The following is a 17305-nucleotide window of genomic DNA, read 5'->3' as shown; positions in this document are numbered from 1 at the left end:
ATGTCATTGGAAATCCAAAGTGAGTATTTAAAATTGCAAGAGCAAAAGGAGTCTAACGCGAGGTCGTATCCACGGCATTTCCCGCTCGTGATCAGCAAGGCGAAAGGCATGATCGTGACGGATACGGAAGGACGACAATATTACGATTGTCTGGCAGGAGCAGGAACGCTGGCACTTGGACATAATCCGGATGTGGTAGTGGAGGCGATTCGGGAGATGCTCGATCAGCAAATTCCGTTACATACGCTTGATCTCGCCACACCGCTCAAGCTTGCATTTATGGAGGAACTGTTCTCGTTGTTGCCGGAGCAGATGCGTGAGCGGTCGAAAATTCAGTTTTGTGGGCCGAGTGGAGCGGATGCGGTCGAAGCGGCGATTAAACTGGTTAAAACGGCGACAGGCGGACGTTCAATTTTGGCGTTTCATGGTAGTTATCACGGCTCGACACAGGCGACGATGGCGATGAGCGGTAATTTGAGCAAAAAGCAGCATTTGCAAAGTTTGCTGCCAGATGTTCATTTTCTGCCGTTCCCGTATGAATATCGTTGTCCGTTTGGCGTTGGCGGCGAGATGACCGGACGGCTAAGCGCACAGTATATCGAGCATGTGCTGGATGATTGTGAGAGCGGGATCGCTGCACCGTGCGGTGTAATTGTCGAGACGGTACAAGGCGAAGGGGGAGCGATTCCGGCGCAGATCGAATGGCTGCGTGAACTGCGTCGGATGACGGAAGAACGAGGCATTCCGCTCATTATCGATGAGGTGCAGACTGGTTTTGGACGCACAGGCAAAATGTTTTCATTTGAACATGCTGGCATCGTGCCGGATGTGATCATTTGCTCCAAAGCGGTCGGTGGCAGCTTGCCGATGTCGGTTATTTTGTACAAAGAAGAACTGGATCGCTGGCAGCCGGGGGCACATACCGGTACATTCCGTGGCAATCAGATGGCGATGGCGACTGGACTTGCCACGCTTCGTTATTTGCGTGAGCAGCGTGTGTTGGACAATGTGCAGCAGCGTAGCCAACAGATGATGAAGCGGCTGCGGACGCTGCAAGCGGTCGTACCGGCAATTGGTGATGTGCGTGGACGCGGGCTAATGATTGGCGTTGAAATGGTTGATCCATCCGGCACACGCGATCGGTTAGGGCATTTGCCAGCGAGTGGACGGATCGCGGAAGCGGTACAACGGCGCTGTTTTGCCAATGGAATGATTATTGAAGTGGGCGGACGCAATAGTTCGGTGCTGCGCTTTTTGCCACCGCTCGTCATAACCGAGCAGGAGACGGAAACGATATTGCACCTGTTCGAACGTTCAGTACATGAAGCGCTGGCGGAGTTAACAGAGCAATGAGTCAGGCAAAAGGGCTGCGCCAATACGCGGTGCTCGGCTCCATTTTGATCGGTGCCTTTTCGCTTGTGCTAACGAATAGTGCATTTAATGTGCTACTGCCTTATTTTGTGACCTATTATGGAATTTCGACGTTGACTGGCGGCTGGATTATCGCTTTGTATATGCTGGCGATGACACTGACGATGCCGCTTGCGTCGTTAGTGGTTGATCGTCTAGGGCGTAAGCGGACGTATATGCTTGGCATCGTGTTATATGGCGTATCATCAGTGCTTGGCGCGCTGCTGTATGAGCATGTGTCAGTGCTGCTCGTTGTACGGTTTATTCATGGTGCTGCGGCAGGGCTAATGATTCCGCTCTCGCTCGTATTGTTATTTGACAATTACGGTACAGAGATTAGGGGGCGGATTACAGGAGCATGGGGCATGCTGTTAATGATTGCGCCTGCGATCGGCCCAACGCTTGGTGGCTTGATTATTCAATTTGGGCGTCTTGATATCCTGTTTTGGCTTAATGTACCGTTTGCGATTGGCGCATTGTTCTGGTGTGGTCGTTATATTCGTCCTTATGTGCCAACAGGGCGCAAACATATTCAATTTAGCAGTATTAGCTTGATGCTGGGCGGAATTGCCAGCCTTAGCTTGGGCATTCAGCTGTATTCGTCGACGATTGTGCCGACGCTGTGCTCATGGTTGTTATTTGGACTCGGTTTGCTGCTGTTGATCGGCTTTGTACGTCTGGAAAATGGGCGACAAGAGCCGATGATTCGCTACAGTTTGTTAAAAAGTAGCCCTATTTTTGCCTGGAGTGTGCTTATTTCAACGATTCAGGATTGCGTCATGTTTGGCGCGATATTTGCATTGCCACTGCTATTTCAAAATGTGTTCGGATTGTCGCCATCGGTATCGGGGTTGATGTTTCTGCCGGGTGCGATTGCGACGAGTCTGTTTATGTGGATTGGTGGAAACTGGTTTGATCGCAGACATAGTAAACGGTTTATCGCCTGGGGGACGCTCATTGTCGTGCTGGCGCTGTTTAGCTTTGTGCTATTGCCGCAGAGCATCGGGATGATCGTCTTGATCGTGCTAATGGCATGCCGTGGCGCGGGGATGGGCTTATCCGGTATGAGTGTGTCGGCGCTTGGTTTGCAGGCATTGCCAGAAGAAGATATGCACGAAGGTTCGGCGCTGGCGACGACGTTACAGCGTTTAATCTCGTCGTTTGCTCTCATTATATTGACATTATTTTATGATGGACGCTGGCATATGTTGGCACAGTCCGGCTATACGAGTCAGGCAGCGCAATGGATGGCGTTGCGGGAAGTATTTGTCCTATTGGGGACGGTGCTGCTACTGACATTGCCAGTCATTTTATCGATAACAAGAAAGAAGGTTGGCATCATTGCTGAACACAATAGGCTTGAAGACGGGGAACAGCCAACAGCCTGACTGTATGTTGCACGCTGAACGGCATGCTTGTAAGCTGCTGCTGAACTGTTATATTCGCGAGCTTGGAGCAGAGCGACCGGCACAGATCAGGCTAGATCGGCAGCACGGTAGCATCAAAATCGATTTTCCAGCGAGCGGCAAGCAGATGCAAGCACAGCTCGCTTATTATTCAGCAACAGGGGAGCACGAGTATCGTTCGTTTAGCTGGGGAACTGCATCCCCAGTGACAGCATCGGGTAGCCCAGACAAGCAGGGACAGCACGCCGCGCAGCAGGGAACATATGAGCAGAAATGTGCTGATCATCTATTGCTGCTGGAAGCGATCATTGCCGAGCTGCATGACGGGACGCAGTTAACGACGGAGCGGGCGCAGCAATTTCGGCAACGGGTCGATAACAGTGTGCACAATACGGCGCTGTATATGGAATATGCACGACGAAGCGGCAAACCGTTGACCGATTATCGAAGCTCTGAACAAGCGTTATTGGTCGGACATCCGTTTCATCCGTTTCCGAAAAGCACGCTCGGTTTTAGTGCGGAGGATGTGTTGAAATACAGCCCGGAGTTGGGCAGTGCATTTGCGCTTTGTTATGTGGCGGTTAGCACAGATGTGTACAGTCAAGATTGGGCGGTCGATCATCATCGCCAGCAGATTATGACGCAGCTGCGACAGCAACTGTTAAGCACGGAAAAGGGGGCACAAGATCGTCTGCTCACCAAATGGCTGCATGAAGAACAGTACGAGCTGCTGCCAATGCATCCGTGGCAGTATGGTTATATTCAGACATTGCCGGTCATTCGGCAGTATATCGAGCAACGCAAGCTGATTTTGCTAGGACAATGTGGGCCACTGGCGTATCCGACATCATCGGTACGGACGGTATTTTTGCCGGAGCTGAATTGCAATATTAAGCTGCCGCTACATATTCAAATTACGAATTTGCTGCGCATTAACAGTGCGGAGCAGATGCAGCGCACACTGGCGGCGACGCGTTACGTATTGGAGCAGCAATGCTTTGCCGATGAGCCGTATACGCATATCGCCTGTGAGGTAGGCACAGCAACATGCCGCTTTGACTCCGACGAATGGACAAGCCTGTTCACGGTGGCGTATCGACCGATTGAATTTGATCCGTCCTGTACGTATGTGCTGTCCGCATTAGTCGAATCGGTGCAGCCAGGTGGACATTCACAGTTATATGAGTTATTGGAGCAGATTGCTGAAACAGGCATTGAGGCTGGCGTCCCTATACGCGTCATTGCCGAGCAATGGTTGCACCGGTATTTGGAGCGGTCATTGTTACCGATTATGCGAGCGGGTGAGCGTCTGGGCATTCATTTTGAAGCTCATTTGCAAAATACATTAGTGACGCTAAAAGATGGAATGCCGGAACATTTTATCATCCGCGATCTGGAAGGGGTTAGTGTGGAGCGGCGGATGCAACTACCGGAAGTAGGCGATGATATTTTGTTTTATGCCGAGCAAGCGGCGCGAGCGCGGACAGCTTATTATTTTATCGTGAATCATCTTGGCTCGCTGCTGCATGTGCTGGCGCGTGATACGGAATGCGCAGAACAACACTACTGGCAAATTGCCAAATCGCTGTTACAGCAAGAGCTGGAGCGTACAAATAGTCAGCTCATTCGTGAACTGCTGGCAGCGGACGGCTTCAACGCCAAGCAAAATTTGCGCAGTTGTCTGCACGGGCATGGCGATACACCGGATTATGTACAAGTACGCAATATGTTAAACGTAAAGGGAGAGTGAGCAACAATGGGAACAAGCACAACGATCGAAGCGGTATCACAGTTGAACAGCTCGGCATATGAACGGGTGCAGGAACGCATTATGCGTCAGACGCTGGAGGCGCTCTGGTTTGAAGGGATTTTGCCGTATGAGCGCGGTGAGGGGGACATTTGGCAGACAGAGGGGCGAAATGCGTCTGGGCAGGCTGTCATGTACTCCTGCCGGGCAGCGGCAAAGCTGTCTTTTGGACGGATACGGATTGAACCGGGTACGATTCAGCGTGAAGGACAGCGCTGTGTGGATGTGCACCTGTTTTTGCATGAGCTGGTGAGCGAGCGACTGGAAGGGGAGCGTATTCAGCCTTTTATTCAGGAATTGCTGGAAACGCTCGCCAAAGATAGTCAATGTCAGGCGGCACTGCATGATCAGATTCCAGCGCAGGACAAACACTACGATGCGCTCGAAAGCTATATGACCGACGGTCATCCGTATCATCCGAGCTATAAATCAAGACTGGGCTTCTCGCTGCGTGACAATGCCGCCTATGCGCCGGAATTTAACCCGGAGGTGCGCCTATACTGGGTCGCTGTCCATCAAGACTGGGCGGATACAGCGGTTTCGGCTCAATTTGACGCGCAGGCGCTGTATGCACAGCATTTAACCGCAAGTGATAGGCAGCGTTTTACAGCGCAAATTGCCGTGCACGGTGATCCGCAGCAGTATACGTTGTTGCCTGTTCATCCGTGGCAGTGGGAGCATCGGATCGAGCCGGCATTTACCCGGCAGCGGTTTGACGGCACACTCATCCCGCTTGGTGCGGCGGAAGCAACCTACCGCCCGCAGCAATCGATTCGCTCGTTGTCGAGCCGTGTTACGGCGGATGCACCTTATGTTAAGCTGGCGCTACATATGACCAATACGTCCACCAGCCGTATTTTGGCACATCATACGACGCAAAATGCCCCGCTCATTAGCGACTGGCTGCACGGGTTGATCCAGCAGGATACGCTACTGCAGGAGCAAGGTTTTGCTATTTTACGTGAGATGATCGGTGTATCGTTCCGTTATGCGGAGCTGCCTACGCTACAATATGGCGAAGCGTACGGTTCACTCGGGACGATCTGGCGCGAAAATATTACTGGCAAGCTAAGCGCGCAGGAACAGGCATGGCCGCTAAATGCGGTATCGCTCATTCAGCCGAATGGACAACCCTTTGCGGCAGAAGCGATTGCCCGGCATGGGGTTGAAGCGTGGAGTAAAGCGCTCATCCGAGCGGTTGTGTTGCCGATCGTGCATCTGTTATATGCGCATGGCATCGCTCTGGAATCCCATGCTCAAAACATTATCCTTGTGCTTGAAAATGAACTGCCAAAACGTATTATCGTCAAAGACTTGCATGATGGTGTGCGTTATGTACCCGAGCAATTGTTATATCCTGAACAAGCGCCAAAGCTGCATCCGATTCCCGAAACGCATCGCAAATTCAATCGCTATTCGTTCATCCATGCGGAAACGGTCGCTGAGGTGAGAGATTATACGTATGATGCCTTTTTCTTTATTTGTATGACTGATTTGGCATTTACGTTGGAGCGGTTTGGATTGCCGGAAGCGGCATTTTGGAAATTGTGTGCAGATACGATTACCGACTATCAGCGGCAGCATCCGCAATATGCGGCACGATACGACGATTATGATCTGTTTGCCCCGGATGCCTTAATTGAGGAAATGACCAAACGCAGATTGTATGGGGATAGCGAGCTGTATTTCCGCAGTGTGAGCAATCCGCTTCAACTCGCCAGAGATGGGCACTTCCAATGAAGCAACCAACCGCTATGGCAACATTAATGGACAAAATCCGCTGCGGACAGCCTGTATTCGGTTTGTTCGTCTCGATTTCGCATCCGATCATCGTGGAAATGATCGGAGCGGCGGAGTATGACTTTGTTATTATCGATTGTGAGCATACGACAACGAGTTTGGACGCGGTAGAAGAAATGGTACGTGCCGCCGAGTTGACTGGCATGACAGCGCTTGTGCGCATCGCTACATTGGAGCGGACAGAGCTGTTACGGCTGCTCGATTGCGGCGTAAAAGGCATTGTGATTCCACATGTGGAACAGGTGGAGCAAATTGAAGCGGCGGTGGAGCATGCGTATTATTACCCAATCGGACGGCGCAGTCTGAATAGCGGACGTGCCGGAACGTTTGCCAAATACAATTTGCAGGATTATATTCGGCAAGCCAATGAATCGATCATGATCGTGCCGATGATCGAAAGTGTGCGCGGTGTGCAGGCAAGTCGTGAAATTTTAGCCCATCCGCAAGTGTCGTTTGTACTGGAAGGAGCGGCGGATTTGTCGCAATCGCTTGGCGTACCGTGGCAGACCGAGCATCCGGACGTGCAGGCTGCGCTGGATGAATTGCAGCGCACGGCAGCACAGTGCGATGTACCGTACGCAACCGTAGCGCGCAGCGAAGCGGATATGGCGCGTTGGACGGATAAAGGAGTACGCATTTTCGTACTTGGGGATGATCGCAATGCGGCTTTTCGCGCTTATATGAACAAGCGTAGTCTGTATCGTACAGCAGGAGGGTGGACATGAAACAAACGGTAAGCGATTTGTTAAATGAGATCGTACAGACGGCGACCGAGCCGGTCTGTGCTTATATTTATGATCTTGCTGGCATTCAGCAGCAGGTACGGCACATGCTGACAGCATTGCCGCAGCGCACGTCTTTATTTTATGCGATTAAGGCAAACCCGGATGTGCGCGTGATCGAAGCGTTATTGCCGCTTGTCGGTGGATTTGAAGTCGCTTCAATCGGTGAGCTTATGAAAGTGCGCAGCGTCAGTCGTGAGGTGCCGATTCTGTTCGGCGGGCCGGGCAAAAAAGAGCATGAGCTGGAACAGGCGATCGAGCAGGGCGTCTATGCGCTGCATGTGGAAAGTTTGCTGGAACTACGCCGGATTATTCATATTGTGCGCAGACGAAACGGTCAGGCTGGCAAGCAAGATTTGTCCGCTGAAACGCTGGCGACGATGCCAAACGAAAGCACAAGTGCTGTCAATCGACGCATACAGATCGAAACCTCCGCGCAGCAGAAAAGCGCTACTATACAGGCGCCGGTACGGATTATGCTGCGCATTAATCTGCATACTGCTTCCTTGCCGAAGACGGCAATTACGATGGGCGGCAAAGCGACGCCGTTTGGACTGGATGAGCAGCTGCTGGATGAAGCGATGGACATTATTGAGCAGGAAGGCAGCGGCGCGGTACAACTGAGTGGTTTTCATTTCCACTCATTGTCTAACAATCATGATGCCGCACTGCATGCGGATATGGTGGAACTGTATTTGACCCGTGCGGCGGAGTGGAAGCGACGGTATCGGTTAGAGCGGTTGGAGCTGATCAATGCTGGCGGTGGGCTTGGCGTTTCGTATGACGAAGCGACGCCGGACTTCGATTGGGAAACATTCACTGCACGGATTGCGGGAAGCGCTGCGCATGCGGCATTGCCGGAAACGCGAATTATTTTTGAACCAGGGCGTTTGCTAGTGGCGGATCACGGTTATTATGCCGCCGAAATTATCGATCTGAAGCAATCGCATGGACAACAGTTTGCCGTGCTACGCGGCGGCACGCATCATAACCGGTTGCCTGCATCATGGGGACATAATCATCCGTTTGAGTTGTATCCGACGGAGCGCTGGCATTATCCGTGGCAACGACCGGAATGGACAGGTTGCCAAATATCGCTTGTAGGCGAGCTGTGCACACCGAAAGATCGTCTGCATACCGATGGTCAAGTAGGACGCATCCGTGTTGGCGATATTGCCGTATTTTTGCAATCGGGTGCGTATTGCTGGACGATCTCGCATCATGATTTCTTAGGACATCCGCATCCCCAATTTTATTACATTACGGAAGGACGTGAAGGTGAGCATGTCATCACAGACGATAACAACGAGCCGATCGGGCAAGCAGATCGCTAAACGACGCATTATGCAGGATTTGATCGATGCTTTGTTGACGGAGGAATTGCTGACAGAGCCGCAGACGGAAATCGTACGCTGGCAAGATGTGACGGAGGATGAACGGCGACTGTACGAGGGCGATGTAACGGAAAATGAGCTTGGCAACCGCGAAGGATGGCTATATCGCACAGGTAAGCTGTTGTTACGCATACAGCCGAACATTCGTATCGGACGCGCATGGTTAACTGGCTCTGCGATCTATCACTATACGGCAACCGGTGCGGTCGAGCAGATCACTGATCCTGCTAAGTTAGCACAAATCGTGCTCCATCATGTACTGTCAGCCGAAGCGCACGCACAGCCTGGTGTAGCGGAATTTATAACCGGCATCAATACGGCGGTACATCAGCTTGCACTGGCGTTGGAAGATGAGCCGATGCAGCGTTTAAAAGAGCTGCAACCGACATCAGCGTATGAATGGTACATTGTCGGTGAACAGATCGCTGCACTGCGGGATCGTCCATTTCATCCATCATCCAAAGCGAAAACAGGCTTTAGCGAGCAGGACTGCTTGCACTATGCCGCTGAATTTGGACAATCGATCAAACTGCGCTGGCTGGCGCTGCACAATGAGACCGTACAGGCAGGCACGGACGAGCCGCTTCATTCCTGTCTGGAGTTGTTATTGCCAGCAGAACGCCATCTACTGGAAATGGAATGCCACCAGCTTGGCTTGGATACGGATCATTACACATTGTTGCCGCTTCATCCGTGGCAACTGGAACATGTCATTTTGCCCAACTATAGCGAGGAATTGGCACAAGGCAGTGTGATCGTACTGCAAACGGAAGCAGGAGATGTGCTTGCTACTTCTTCGCTGCGTTCGATGGCATCTGTACAGCCAAGCACGGCGATGCTGAAGTTGCCGGTTAGCGTATTGTCACTCGGTGCGGCGCGTTATTTGCCGGTCGTAAAGCTGTTGAATGGATTGTCTGGTGAACGTATGTTGCGGCAGGCGGTAGCTTGTGATGAGCAGCTCGCCCAACGCGTTTATCTCTGTCAAGAAAATCATTGGTGGGGCTATATGCCGTCCCATTTGGGGCTGTTTGATGATCATCCGCGCCATCTTGCTGCGCAGCTGCGCATTTATCCAGAGGAGCTGCTGGACGAATCGAAACGGATTGTGCCGATGGCAGCGCTTGGTGTCGAGCTGGATGGTACGCATCTGCTCACCCGTTTATTAGGCAAAGCTCCTAGCGAAAGCGAAGTGTTGCAATTTTATACCGATGTGGCAGAGCTTTTCTACGATGTGACGATGCGGCTGTTCAAAGTTGGCGTCGTACCGGAAATTCACGGGCAAAACTGCTGTCTCGTCTTGGATCAGCATCGTCCAAGTGGATTGCTATTCCGCGACCATGATTCGGTACGTCTGCATCCGCCTTATACCGAGCGTCACGGAATCGAAGACCCGCGCTATCATATTCGTCCGGGCTATTCCAACAGTCTGTATAACGAAACGCTGGAAAAACTTATTTTCTACGTGCAATCGCTTGGCACACAGGTGAATTTGGCAGCGATTATGGAATCGTTGGCAAATGTCTATGGCATTCATGAACAGAAACTATGGCAAATTACTGCAACCGCTTGGCAAAAAGCACTGGCAGCCGTGCAATTGCCAGAAGCTGATCGTGAACTACTGTATCGCTGCATTTTCGAAGCATCGCAGTGGCGGACCAAGCTGATCGTGCGTCCGCTGCTGGAAGCGGACGGCGTACCTGGTGCGATGCCGTCGGGGAAAGGATATGGTCATAATCCTTTTTATGGCGAGAATGCCCCGCAGTGAAGCAGAGGTACGTTTAGAGCTTGCAAGGCATCGGGAAGCTGTCCACTGTTAGAGTGAGCTAAAAGGAGCGCGACACATATCATCATCTGTCGCGCTCCTTCTCGTTGGTGTAGACATATTCGCAGTTACATTAAGCTGTAAAGCTGCATTTTCAAGTCATACCCGTGTTAAAGTCGACGTTACATTTCACCTTTAGCGCGGTCAAGGTAAAAGGTGCGAAAATATGAACCAGGCGCTGCCGGTGTTCGTGCCGTCACCGATTTTGACGTCAACGCAAAAGATAATAACTATGAACCTGCAATGTTAGCTCGTTCCGATCAATCCGGGAACTGCACTTTACCAGGCACAATATAAGCACCTGCACCACCACTTGCTGGTAAAGCAGGGATAGTATCGGTCACCGCGATCCCGCGAATGTCTGTAATACGTACTTTGAGTGGCTGTGCGCCTAGATGCTCACCGAGGAAATGGTTGTAGTCCATTTTGGGCAGGCTGACCCAGTTGCCGTTTTGCTGAACTTCCAGCTTTAACACGGGGTATTTATGATTGCGCACTTGAATCGCTGCCCACCATTGCGAGCTGCCTTCTTTGATTCGATAGCTAAAATTGCCGGTAATCGGCGCTTTGACAACTTTCCACGAAATATTGATTTTGCCATCACCGATATTACCGATTTTGGCAAACGCGTTAGGCGATAGATCAAGCGCACCACTTGCGCCTTCCGGGTACAGATCGGTTACGTATACGACGGTTTTGCCTTTGGGTCCTGTCACTTCAAGATAAGCACCTGCCAGTGCCGCCTTCACGCCGCCATAATTCATCTGCGTCGGATTAAGCGCTGTAATCTCCATATTGGCTGGAATCGGATCAAGCAGCACGGCACCACCGGAATAGCCGGAACTGGTATACGTAGCATAACCTGAATATGTATCATTCCATGCTGCCGAAGCCGGAATGGCAAACAGCACGACACTTAGCATCATAGCGACACCAAGCATACTCCAACGCGATTTGGGTTTCATTTGAATCATCAGTATCCCTCCTCCAATAAGTGTGAAGCAATAAACTTCATCTAACAGTCTATTACAAATTCCAAATAAATACAATTATAATCAAATATAGAAAAAAAGAAGACGATAGCATCATTGATTTGGTATGCCATGCATCCAGGCTAAAAGCACTAATGCTTATTTTACGTCTGCCTCATTTCAACTTGATAAATTTGTGATATTTTAAAATCATCACTATATTTCATCAAAAATTGGAGGAATATTATTATGAGGAGTTGGAAACAGAAAGCTAGTACCGGTCTCGCCATCACTTTGCTAACCGCTTCACTATTGCCTGCACCAGCCCGTACGTTTGCTGCTGAAACGGATAACGTATCCATCGCGACAACTACGACCTATGCTGCTGTTGCGCCATCATCTACAGCTGCCTTATCTTCTACATTGTTATCTGCATTATCCAGTGCATCTGTGCAAAATGATACGTATGCGATCACTACAGCACGCACAGCGCCGATTGGTAGTGCTGTTACCGTGCAAGGAGTCGTGACGTATCGTGAAGATACCGGCAACAATTACAGCAATTTGTACATTCAGGACGGTCAAGCCGGGATCGTCATTCGTGGGCAATCGCTCACTGCACAGCCGGGCGATACGATTCAAGTATCCGGCAAACTGGGCGCTTACCAGAAATTGCTGCAAATTAATGCCACATCCAGCAATGTGCAGACGATCACGAGCGGCACCATTCCGCAGCCGCAAACGATTGATTCCTCCGGCTTTGCGGCTGGCAATCCAAATGAAGCGCTGCTCGTCAAGCTATCACAAGTGCAGGTTGATCACGTATCCGGTAATCGGTATACGCTCTCAGATGCAAACGGTACATTTGTCGTATATACGACCCACGCATGGCTCCAAGCCGGTACTACATACACCTCCATCACCGGTGTCATTACCCGTTATCAGGATACATATCAGCTTATTCCGCGTTCGGCAGGCGATATCGAAGGTGGCAAGGAAGCCTCACCTTCCTCGCCACAACCGTTGCGATTGACGATTAACCAAATTCAAGGCACTGCCCAGACATCCACCTATGCCGAGCAGCAAGTGCAAAGTGTGGAAGGCATCGTGACGATGGTGAAAAGCCGCTCCAGCTTTTATATGCAAATGCCGGACACACTTGCCGATCAAGACGAGCGCACATCGGAAGGTATTCTCGTCTATCGCGCTGCCCACGGCGTGAAGATTGGTGATCGGATTACCGTAGATGGAAGTGTAAAAGAGTACAAGGAAGCAGGGTATGCCGACGCCGCAGACTTGACGACGACCGAGATCGTCGCTTCGTCCATCAACGTATTGGCATCGAATCAACCGCTTCCGGCACCGATCATTATCGGCGCAGGCGGACGTACGATTCCAAGTCAGATCGCTGCGCCGGATGGCAAAGCCGCTTTTGATCCGACTAAGTATAGCATCGACTTTTATGAAAGTTTGGAAGGCATGCGTGTGCAGTTAAACCATCCTGACATTATCGGGCCATACACGTACGAAATTCCCGTTACCGTCGCTGCCGAACGTCATGCGCGCCGTACACCAGCCGGTGGGCTGATCATTACCGACGGCGACTTTAACTCTGACCGACTGCTCATTGCGGGCAAACCAGCGCAGCCGATCAAAACAGGCGATCGCTTTGCCGGAGCGATCAACGGCATTATGAGCTACAGCTACAGCAATTTCAAAATACTGCCGGAGCAACCGTTGCCTGCCATTCAGGATGGTGGCTGGAAACGCGAAGTGTCCAGCTTGCAAAACGGCACGCAGCAGCTAACGATTGCTTCTTTTAACGTAGAAAATTTCTGGAATGACCCAGCAGCTACAAGTAAAACGCAACAGATCGCCCGTGATGTGGTCGATCATTTGCATACGCCTGATATTTTGGCGCTGATGGAAGTGCAAGATAACAATGGTGCTACCGATGATGGCACGACCGATGCAAGCCAGAATTTTGCGGCGCTGATTGGGGCGATTCGGGATGCGGGTGGTGCACAGTATCGCTATGCTAGCATCGCACCGGTAAACAATCAGGATGGCGGAGCACCTGGCGGCAATATACGGGTTGGCTTTTTGTACAATCCGCAGCGTGTCACCTTACCGAACGCACCTGGTGGTGCCGGTGATTCAGTAACAGCGGTTACGTATGGACAGTCCGGCTTGACGTACAATCCGGGCAGAATTGACCCGGGCAATATCGCTTTTCAACACTCGCGCAAATCACTTGCTGCCGAGTTTGTGTTCCAGGGTCAATCGGTCATTGTGATCGCCAATCATTTTAACTCCAAAGGCGGCGATCAGGCATTGTACGGAGCCGCACAGCCACCGGTGCGCAGCAGTGAAATTCAGCGTGCGCGTCAGGCTGCTGTGTTGAACGGATTTGTGAAAGACACGCTCGCTCGTAACAGCAATGCCAATATTGTGCTTGTCGGTGATTTTAACGATTTCCAATTTTCCAACACCTTTAACATTTTAAAAGGCAATCAATTGACGAATCTGGTAGATACGTTGCCGGTCAATGAGCGTTATTCCTATGTGTATGAAGGCAATTCGCAAACGCTGGATCATGTACTGATGACACCACAACTTGCTGAACGCGCACAGCTTGATATCGTGCATATTAATGCGGACTTTATGGAGCAAGAGGGGCGTGTAAGCGACCATGATCCACTGTTGGCGCGAATTGATTTCACACCGAAGTCAAACTCGAAAGATAAGGATAAAAATCGCAACTCCAGCGTTACGCCTGTCACAGACACTACGACAGGCACAGGGCAAGGTGGAGGCGGTGGCGTCACCACTCCGGGTACGCCTGTAACAGGCGGGTTGGAGCCGATTGCACAGGGAGCATCGGCAGACGGGCGAATTGTGCGCTGGACGTTGACACCGCAGTTGGCGCAGCAAGGAACGCGCACGATTGCAACTGCAATCATCGACATTGCCGCTGCACAGCGGATGCTGCCGAATACAGCGACGACATTGCAGTTTAATCTGCCAGCAGCAAATCATGCAGACGGCTTTAACGTCCAGATCGGACAAGCGGCAGGTACGCTGCTGACCGGGCAAAATCAGCTGCAGCGCATTACGATCACTACACCGCTTGGGCAGTATCATTTGCCGGTCGCATTGTTACGGCAAGCGGCAACAAGCGGGCAAACGCTAGAACTTAATATCTCATCCGATACGGCAGCGCTCGCACAGGCGCAGGCAGACGGTTATGCACCGTATGCTGTAGTCGCCTACAATGTGAACACTATCGCTCCGGATGGCGTCAAAACAACCGTGCACAAGCTCGGTCAATATGTGGCACGGACGATTCAATCCGCTTCCATCCGTCCAGGGCAGCGACTCGCCGTTATGCGTATGGAACAGGATGCAGCTGGCAACGTTAACTATGTGCCAGTTCCATTTTCCATCCAAAACGATAACGTGATCCTGCTTAGCAATACGAACAGCAGTTATATCGTGTCCGCGGCAGCAAAGCCGAATTTTGCCGATATGCAAGGACATTGGGCGCAACCCGTTGTGCACCAACTGCGCGATCGCGGCATTGTACACGGTCAGACAGAGGCGCGATTTGCCCCGGCGACTGCGATTACAAGGGCGGAATTTGCCGCGCTGTTAACCCGTACGCTCGGCTTGTCCGGGCAAACAAGCACGAGCCTAGCGACAAGCTTTCCCGATGTTAATAATTCGGCATGGTATGCGAACGCTGTACAGACAGCAGCTTACGCAGGCTGGATCAAAGGCGATGAGCGCGGAAATTTCCGTCCCTCTGCAAAAGTCACCCGGCAGGAAATGGCGGTCATGCTAGAACGTGCATTTAGCGATCTTAACGCCAATCGTAGCGATACCGTGGCAAATGAGCGCACATCCGCAGCGGCTCAACGTCTGAGCGATCTGTCAACCATTGCTACCTGGGCACAGCCTGCGGTAAACCGTCTGCATAGCGCCGGATTGATCGAAGGCAATGCGGCAGGACGTTTCCAGCCTGCACAATTGCTAACACGTGCCGAGAGTGCAGTCGTGATGAGTCGTTTGATGGAAGGGATTACTAGCACCACAAACGAATAAGCGCTAGCACACAACTCCATATGCTCCCCATCGCCTGTCTCTCTATACTGCGTGGAGACAGGCGATTCGTTTATTTATATTATTTCCTTCGTCGAAATATGTGCATTCATACCGGTAGCATGACTTTTTCGTTATAAGTGTACGAACGATGGACGCGCTTTATATATTTTTACTAGGGGTACACAAAAAGCAACTTTTCTCCATCTAGAGACTGAGATCATTCGCCAATAACTCATCCCCAAAGCTGATTTATTCCACGCCAAGCTAGATTAAAATGAAGCCAAGCAGTCTTATCGTTAAGCAGGCGACACCATCGTAATGAACATATGCATTCAACCACAACCACATACAGCTACAACATAAACAGAGCTATCGTCGGAGCCTGCGTTTACTAATCAACCCATCACTTGCTTTTCCTATACTGGGACACCGGAGGTACATGATATGGAATATACGTATGAACTGGACGAGCCAATTATGCTGATGGACGCGGAAGAACAGCAACGCCATATTGAAGAAGAACTGGAATATCTCAACTGTTGGGATCGTGTGTTGGAATGGTTGTAACGGAAGCCGCTATCGTTAAAAAATGAAGCATTCATTTCGCTTAACATGCATTCAGATGAGCGTAAAGCGGTTAATGTGTACTATAGCTCCATAGCTAGCAAGCAATAACGCAGTGGAGTATATTGCAGTGATGGAATGCCGTTTAATGAGCAAGCATTCTACTATACTGCACACAAGGAGGCTATACACATGAACTTTGATCTGAACAATCTCAAAAATATGCTAACAGGCAGCAAAGACGGTAACAAGGAAGGCAGTGGCTCATCCGGTGGGATTATGGATATGGTTAGCAAATTGCCACTTGATCAGATTATTCAAAAGCTGCCGCTCGACAAGCTGCTAACACCTGAATTTATGCAAAAGTACACTCCATTTCAATCGATTGGGGAATTGCTACAAAAGGCAGGGCTTGGCAACAATACCGATTCCGCAGACAAAGTAAAAGAAGTGCCCCAACAACAGCTCGACACCCATGTCAGTCAAAATACACAATTCGGCTCATTACAGCAAATGCTGCAAAAAGCAGCTGAATTTTACGCTTCCCGTAAAGGCGGGCAATGAATAAGCAAGACAAACGAAGCCGTTGCCGTTATTCAACTGCAATAGCACTATAACAGCAAGCATCGATCTATTTATGACTAAGCGCCGCTCGACTTACCGAACGGCGCTTTTGTTAGGTATACCTGCTGCTCGTAATAAAAAACAGTGATTATTTTACATAATAATAATTATGTTTAATAATTTCTCATTTTCGCCTATACTGCACTGCTAAACGGACTGATCGGTAGCCCTGAAGTCGGTATGATGTTGTGATAGCGAAGCCGGCTCATGATTTTGCTCGTCCTGCTCTAAACTTAAGCATAGTTGCACTAGCGAGGATAGAGAAGACAAACAAGACCGCGATGAGCGTAGATCGCTCTTTTCCCTGCTTGAGCAATGCGCTTTGTTTATTAGCAGATTATCGCGAAGCCCAAATTAAATTTCAACTTTGATTATGCACCGAAATCCTTATGAATAAGAGCTTGACCTGGATTTAAAAATCACATCAACCTCGGTCAACGTACTAGTGTTTGCGCTTGTACCGTCTTACCGCTGGACAATTGACTATACCGATACTGTTCCTTGCCTTGCACTATCCATTGCCTTACCGCTGCTTGTAATTTTACTTTGCATCAATCTTCGGCAAACTTATATAATAAGTGACAAAACCGCAGTTAGGCGCACAATAGCGCCCGTTACAGC

General features: G+C 50.5%; 11 protein-coding genes. 10 read left to right on the top strand and 1 reads right to left on the bottom strand.

From position 1 onward, the window contains the following. Genes U1I11_RS10595 through U1I11_RS10565 form a run of 7 tightly spaced genes read left to right on the top strand, consistent with a single transcriptional unit; the run spans position 1 to position 10364 of the window. Positions 1-1353, top strand: coding sequence for a diaminobutyrate--2-oxoglutarate transaminase (locus U1I11_RS10595; RefSeq protein WP_322906077.1), 1353 nt, complete (start codon positions 1-3; stop codon positions 1351-1353). Continuing rightward, positions 1350-2798, top strand: a complete 1449-nt coding sequence (locus tag U1I11_RS10590; RefSeq protein WP_322906075.1) for an MFS transporter — start codon at positions 1350-1352, stop codon at positions 2796-2798. Before U1I11_RS10595 ends, U1I11_RS10590 begins: the two co-directional genes overlap by 4 nt. Next, the gene (locus tag U1I11_RS10585; protein ID WP_322906074.1) at positions 2752-4566 is read left to right on the top strand and encodes an IucA/IucC family protein; all 1815 of its coding nucleotides are present in this window, start codon (positions 2752-2754) and stop codon (positions 4564-4566) included. Before U1I11_RS10590 ends, U1I11_RS10585 begins: the two co-directional genes overlap by 47 nt. Before the next feature lie 6 nt (positions 4567-4572). Beyond that, positions 4573-6363: an IucA/IucC family protein gene (locus U1I11_RS10580; RefSeq protein ID WP_322906073.1), complete on the top strand. Its 1791-nt coding sequence runs from the start codon at positions 4573-4575 to the stop codon at positions 6361-6363. After that, on the top strand, positions 6360-7148 hold the full coding sequence (locus U1I11_RS10575) for an HpcH/HpaI aldolase family protein (RefSeq protein ID WP_322906071.1): 789 nt from the start codon (positions 6360-6362) through the stop codon (positions 7146-7148). Before U1I11_RS10580 ends, U1I11_RS10575 begins: the two co-directional genes overlap by 4 nt. Beyond that, positions 7145-8539 carry a type III PLP-dependent enzyme gene (locus tag U1I11_RS10570; RefSeq protein ID WP_322906070.1) on the top strand — a complete coding sequence of 465 codons (1395 nt, stop codon included), beginning with the start codon at positions 7145-7147 and terminating at the stop codon, positions 8537-8539. Before U1I11_RS10575 ends, U1I11_RS10570 begins: the two co-directional genes overlap by 4 nt. Next, the gene (locus U1I11_RS10565) at positions 8490-10364 is read left to right on the top strand and encodes an IucA/IucC family protein (RefSeq protein ID WP_322906199.1); all 1875 of its coding nucleotides are present in this window, start codon (positions 8490-8492) and stop codon (positions 10362-10364) included. The genes U1I11_RS10570 and U1I11_RS10565 overlap by 50 nt, the downstream gene beginning before the upstream one ends. A 317-nt stretch (positions 10365-10681) precedes the next feature. Here U1I11_RS10565 and exlX read toward each other — a convergent pair whose 3' ends face one another. Next, positions 10682-11386, bottom strand: a complete 705-nt coding sequence (gene exlX, locus U1I11_RS10560) for an expansin ExlX (protein ID WP_322906198.1) — start codon at positions 11384-11386, stop codon at positions 10682-10684. A 255-nt stretch (positions 11387-11641) separates the two neighbouring features. Here exlX and U1I11_RS10555 point away from each other — a divergent pair, with 255 nt between their 5' ends. The 3 genes from U1I11_RS10555 to U1I11_RS10545 all read left to right on the top strand — a co-directional run bounded on the left by U1I11_RS10555 (position 11642) and on the right by U1I11_RS10545 (position 16624). Further along, positions 11642-15496 carry an S-layer homology domain-containing protein gene (locus tag U1I11_RS10555; protein WP_322906068.1) on the top strand — a complete coding sequence of 1285 codons (3855 nt, stop codon included), beginning with the start codon at positions 11642-11644 and terminating at the stop codon, positions 15494-15496. Between the two features lie 444 nt (positions 15497-15940). After that, positions 15941-16063 carry a hypothetical protein gene (locus U1I11_RS10550; protein WP_322906067.1) on the top strand — a complete coding sequence of 41 codons (123 nt, stop codon included), beginning with the start codon at positions 15941-15943 and terminating at the stop codon, positions 16061-16063. A 189-nt stretch (positions 16064-16252) separates the two neighbouring features. Next, positions 16253-16624 carry a hypothetical protein gene (locus U1I11_RS10545; RefSeq protein WP_322906066.1) on the top strand — a complete coding sequence of 124 codons (372 nt, stop codon included), beginning with the start codon at positions 16253-16255 and terminating at the stop codon, positions 16622-16624. Positions 16625-17305 lie beyond the last annotated feature (681 nt).

The organism is Paenibacillus campi (genome assembly GCF_034659835.1).
Classification (GTDB): domain Bacteria; phylum Bacillota; class Bacilli; order Paenibacillales; family Paenibacillaceae; genus Saccharibacillus; species Saccharibacillus campi.
This window is presented reverse-complemented; position numbering and strand designations above follow the sequence as displayed.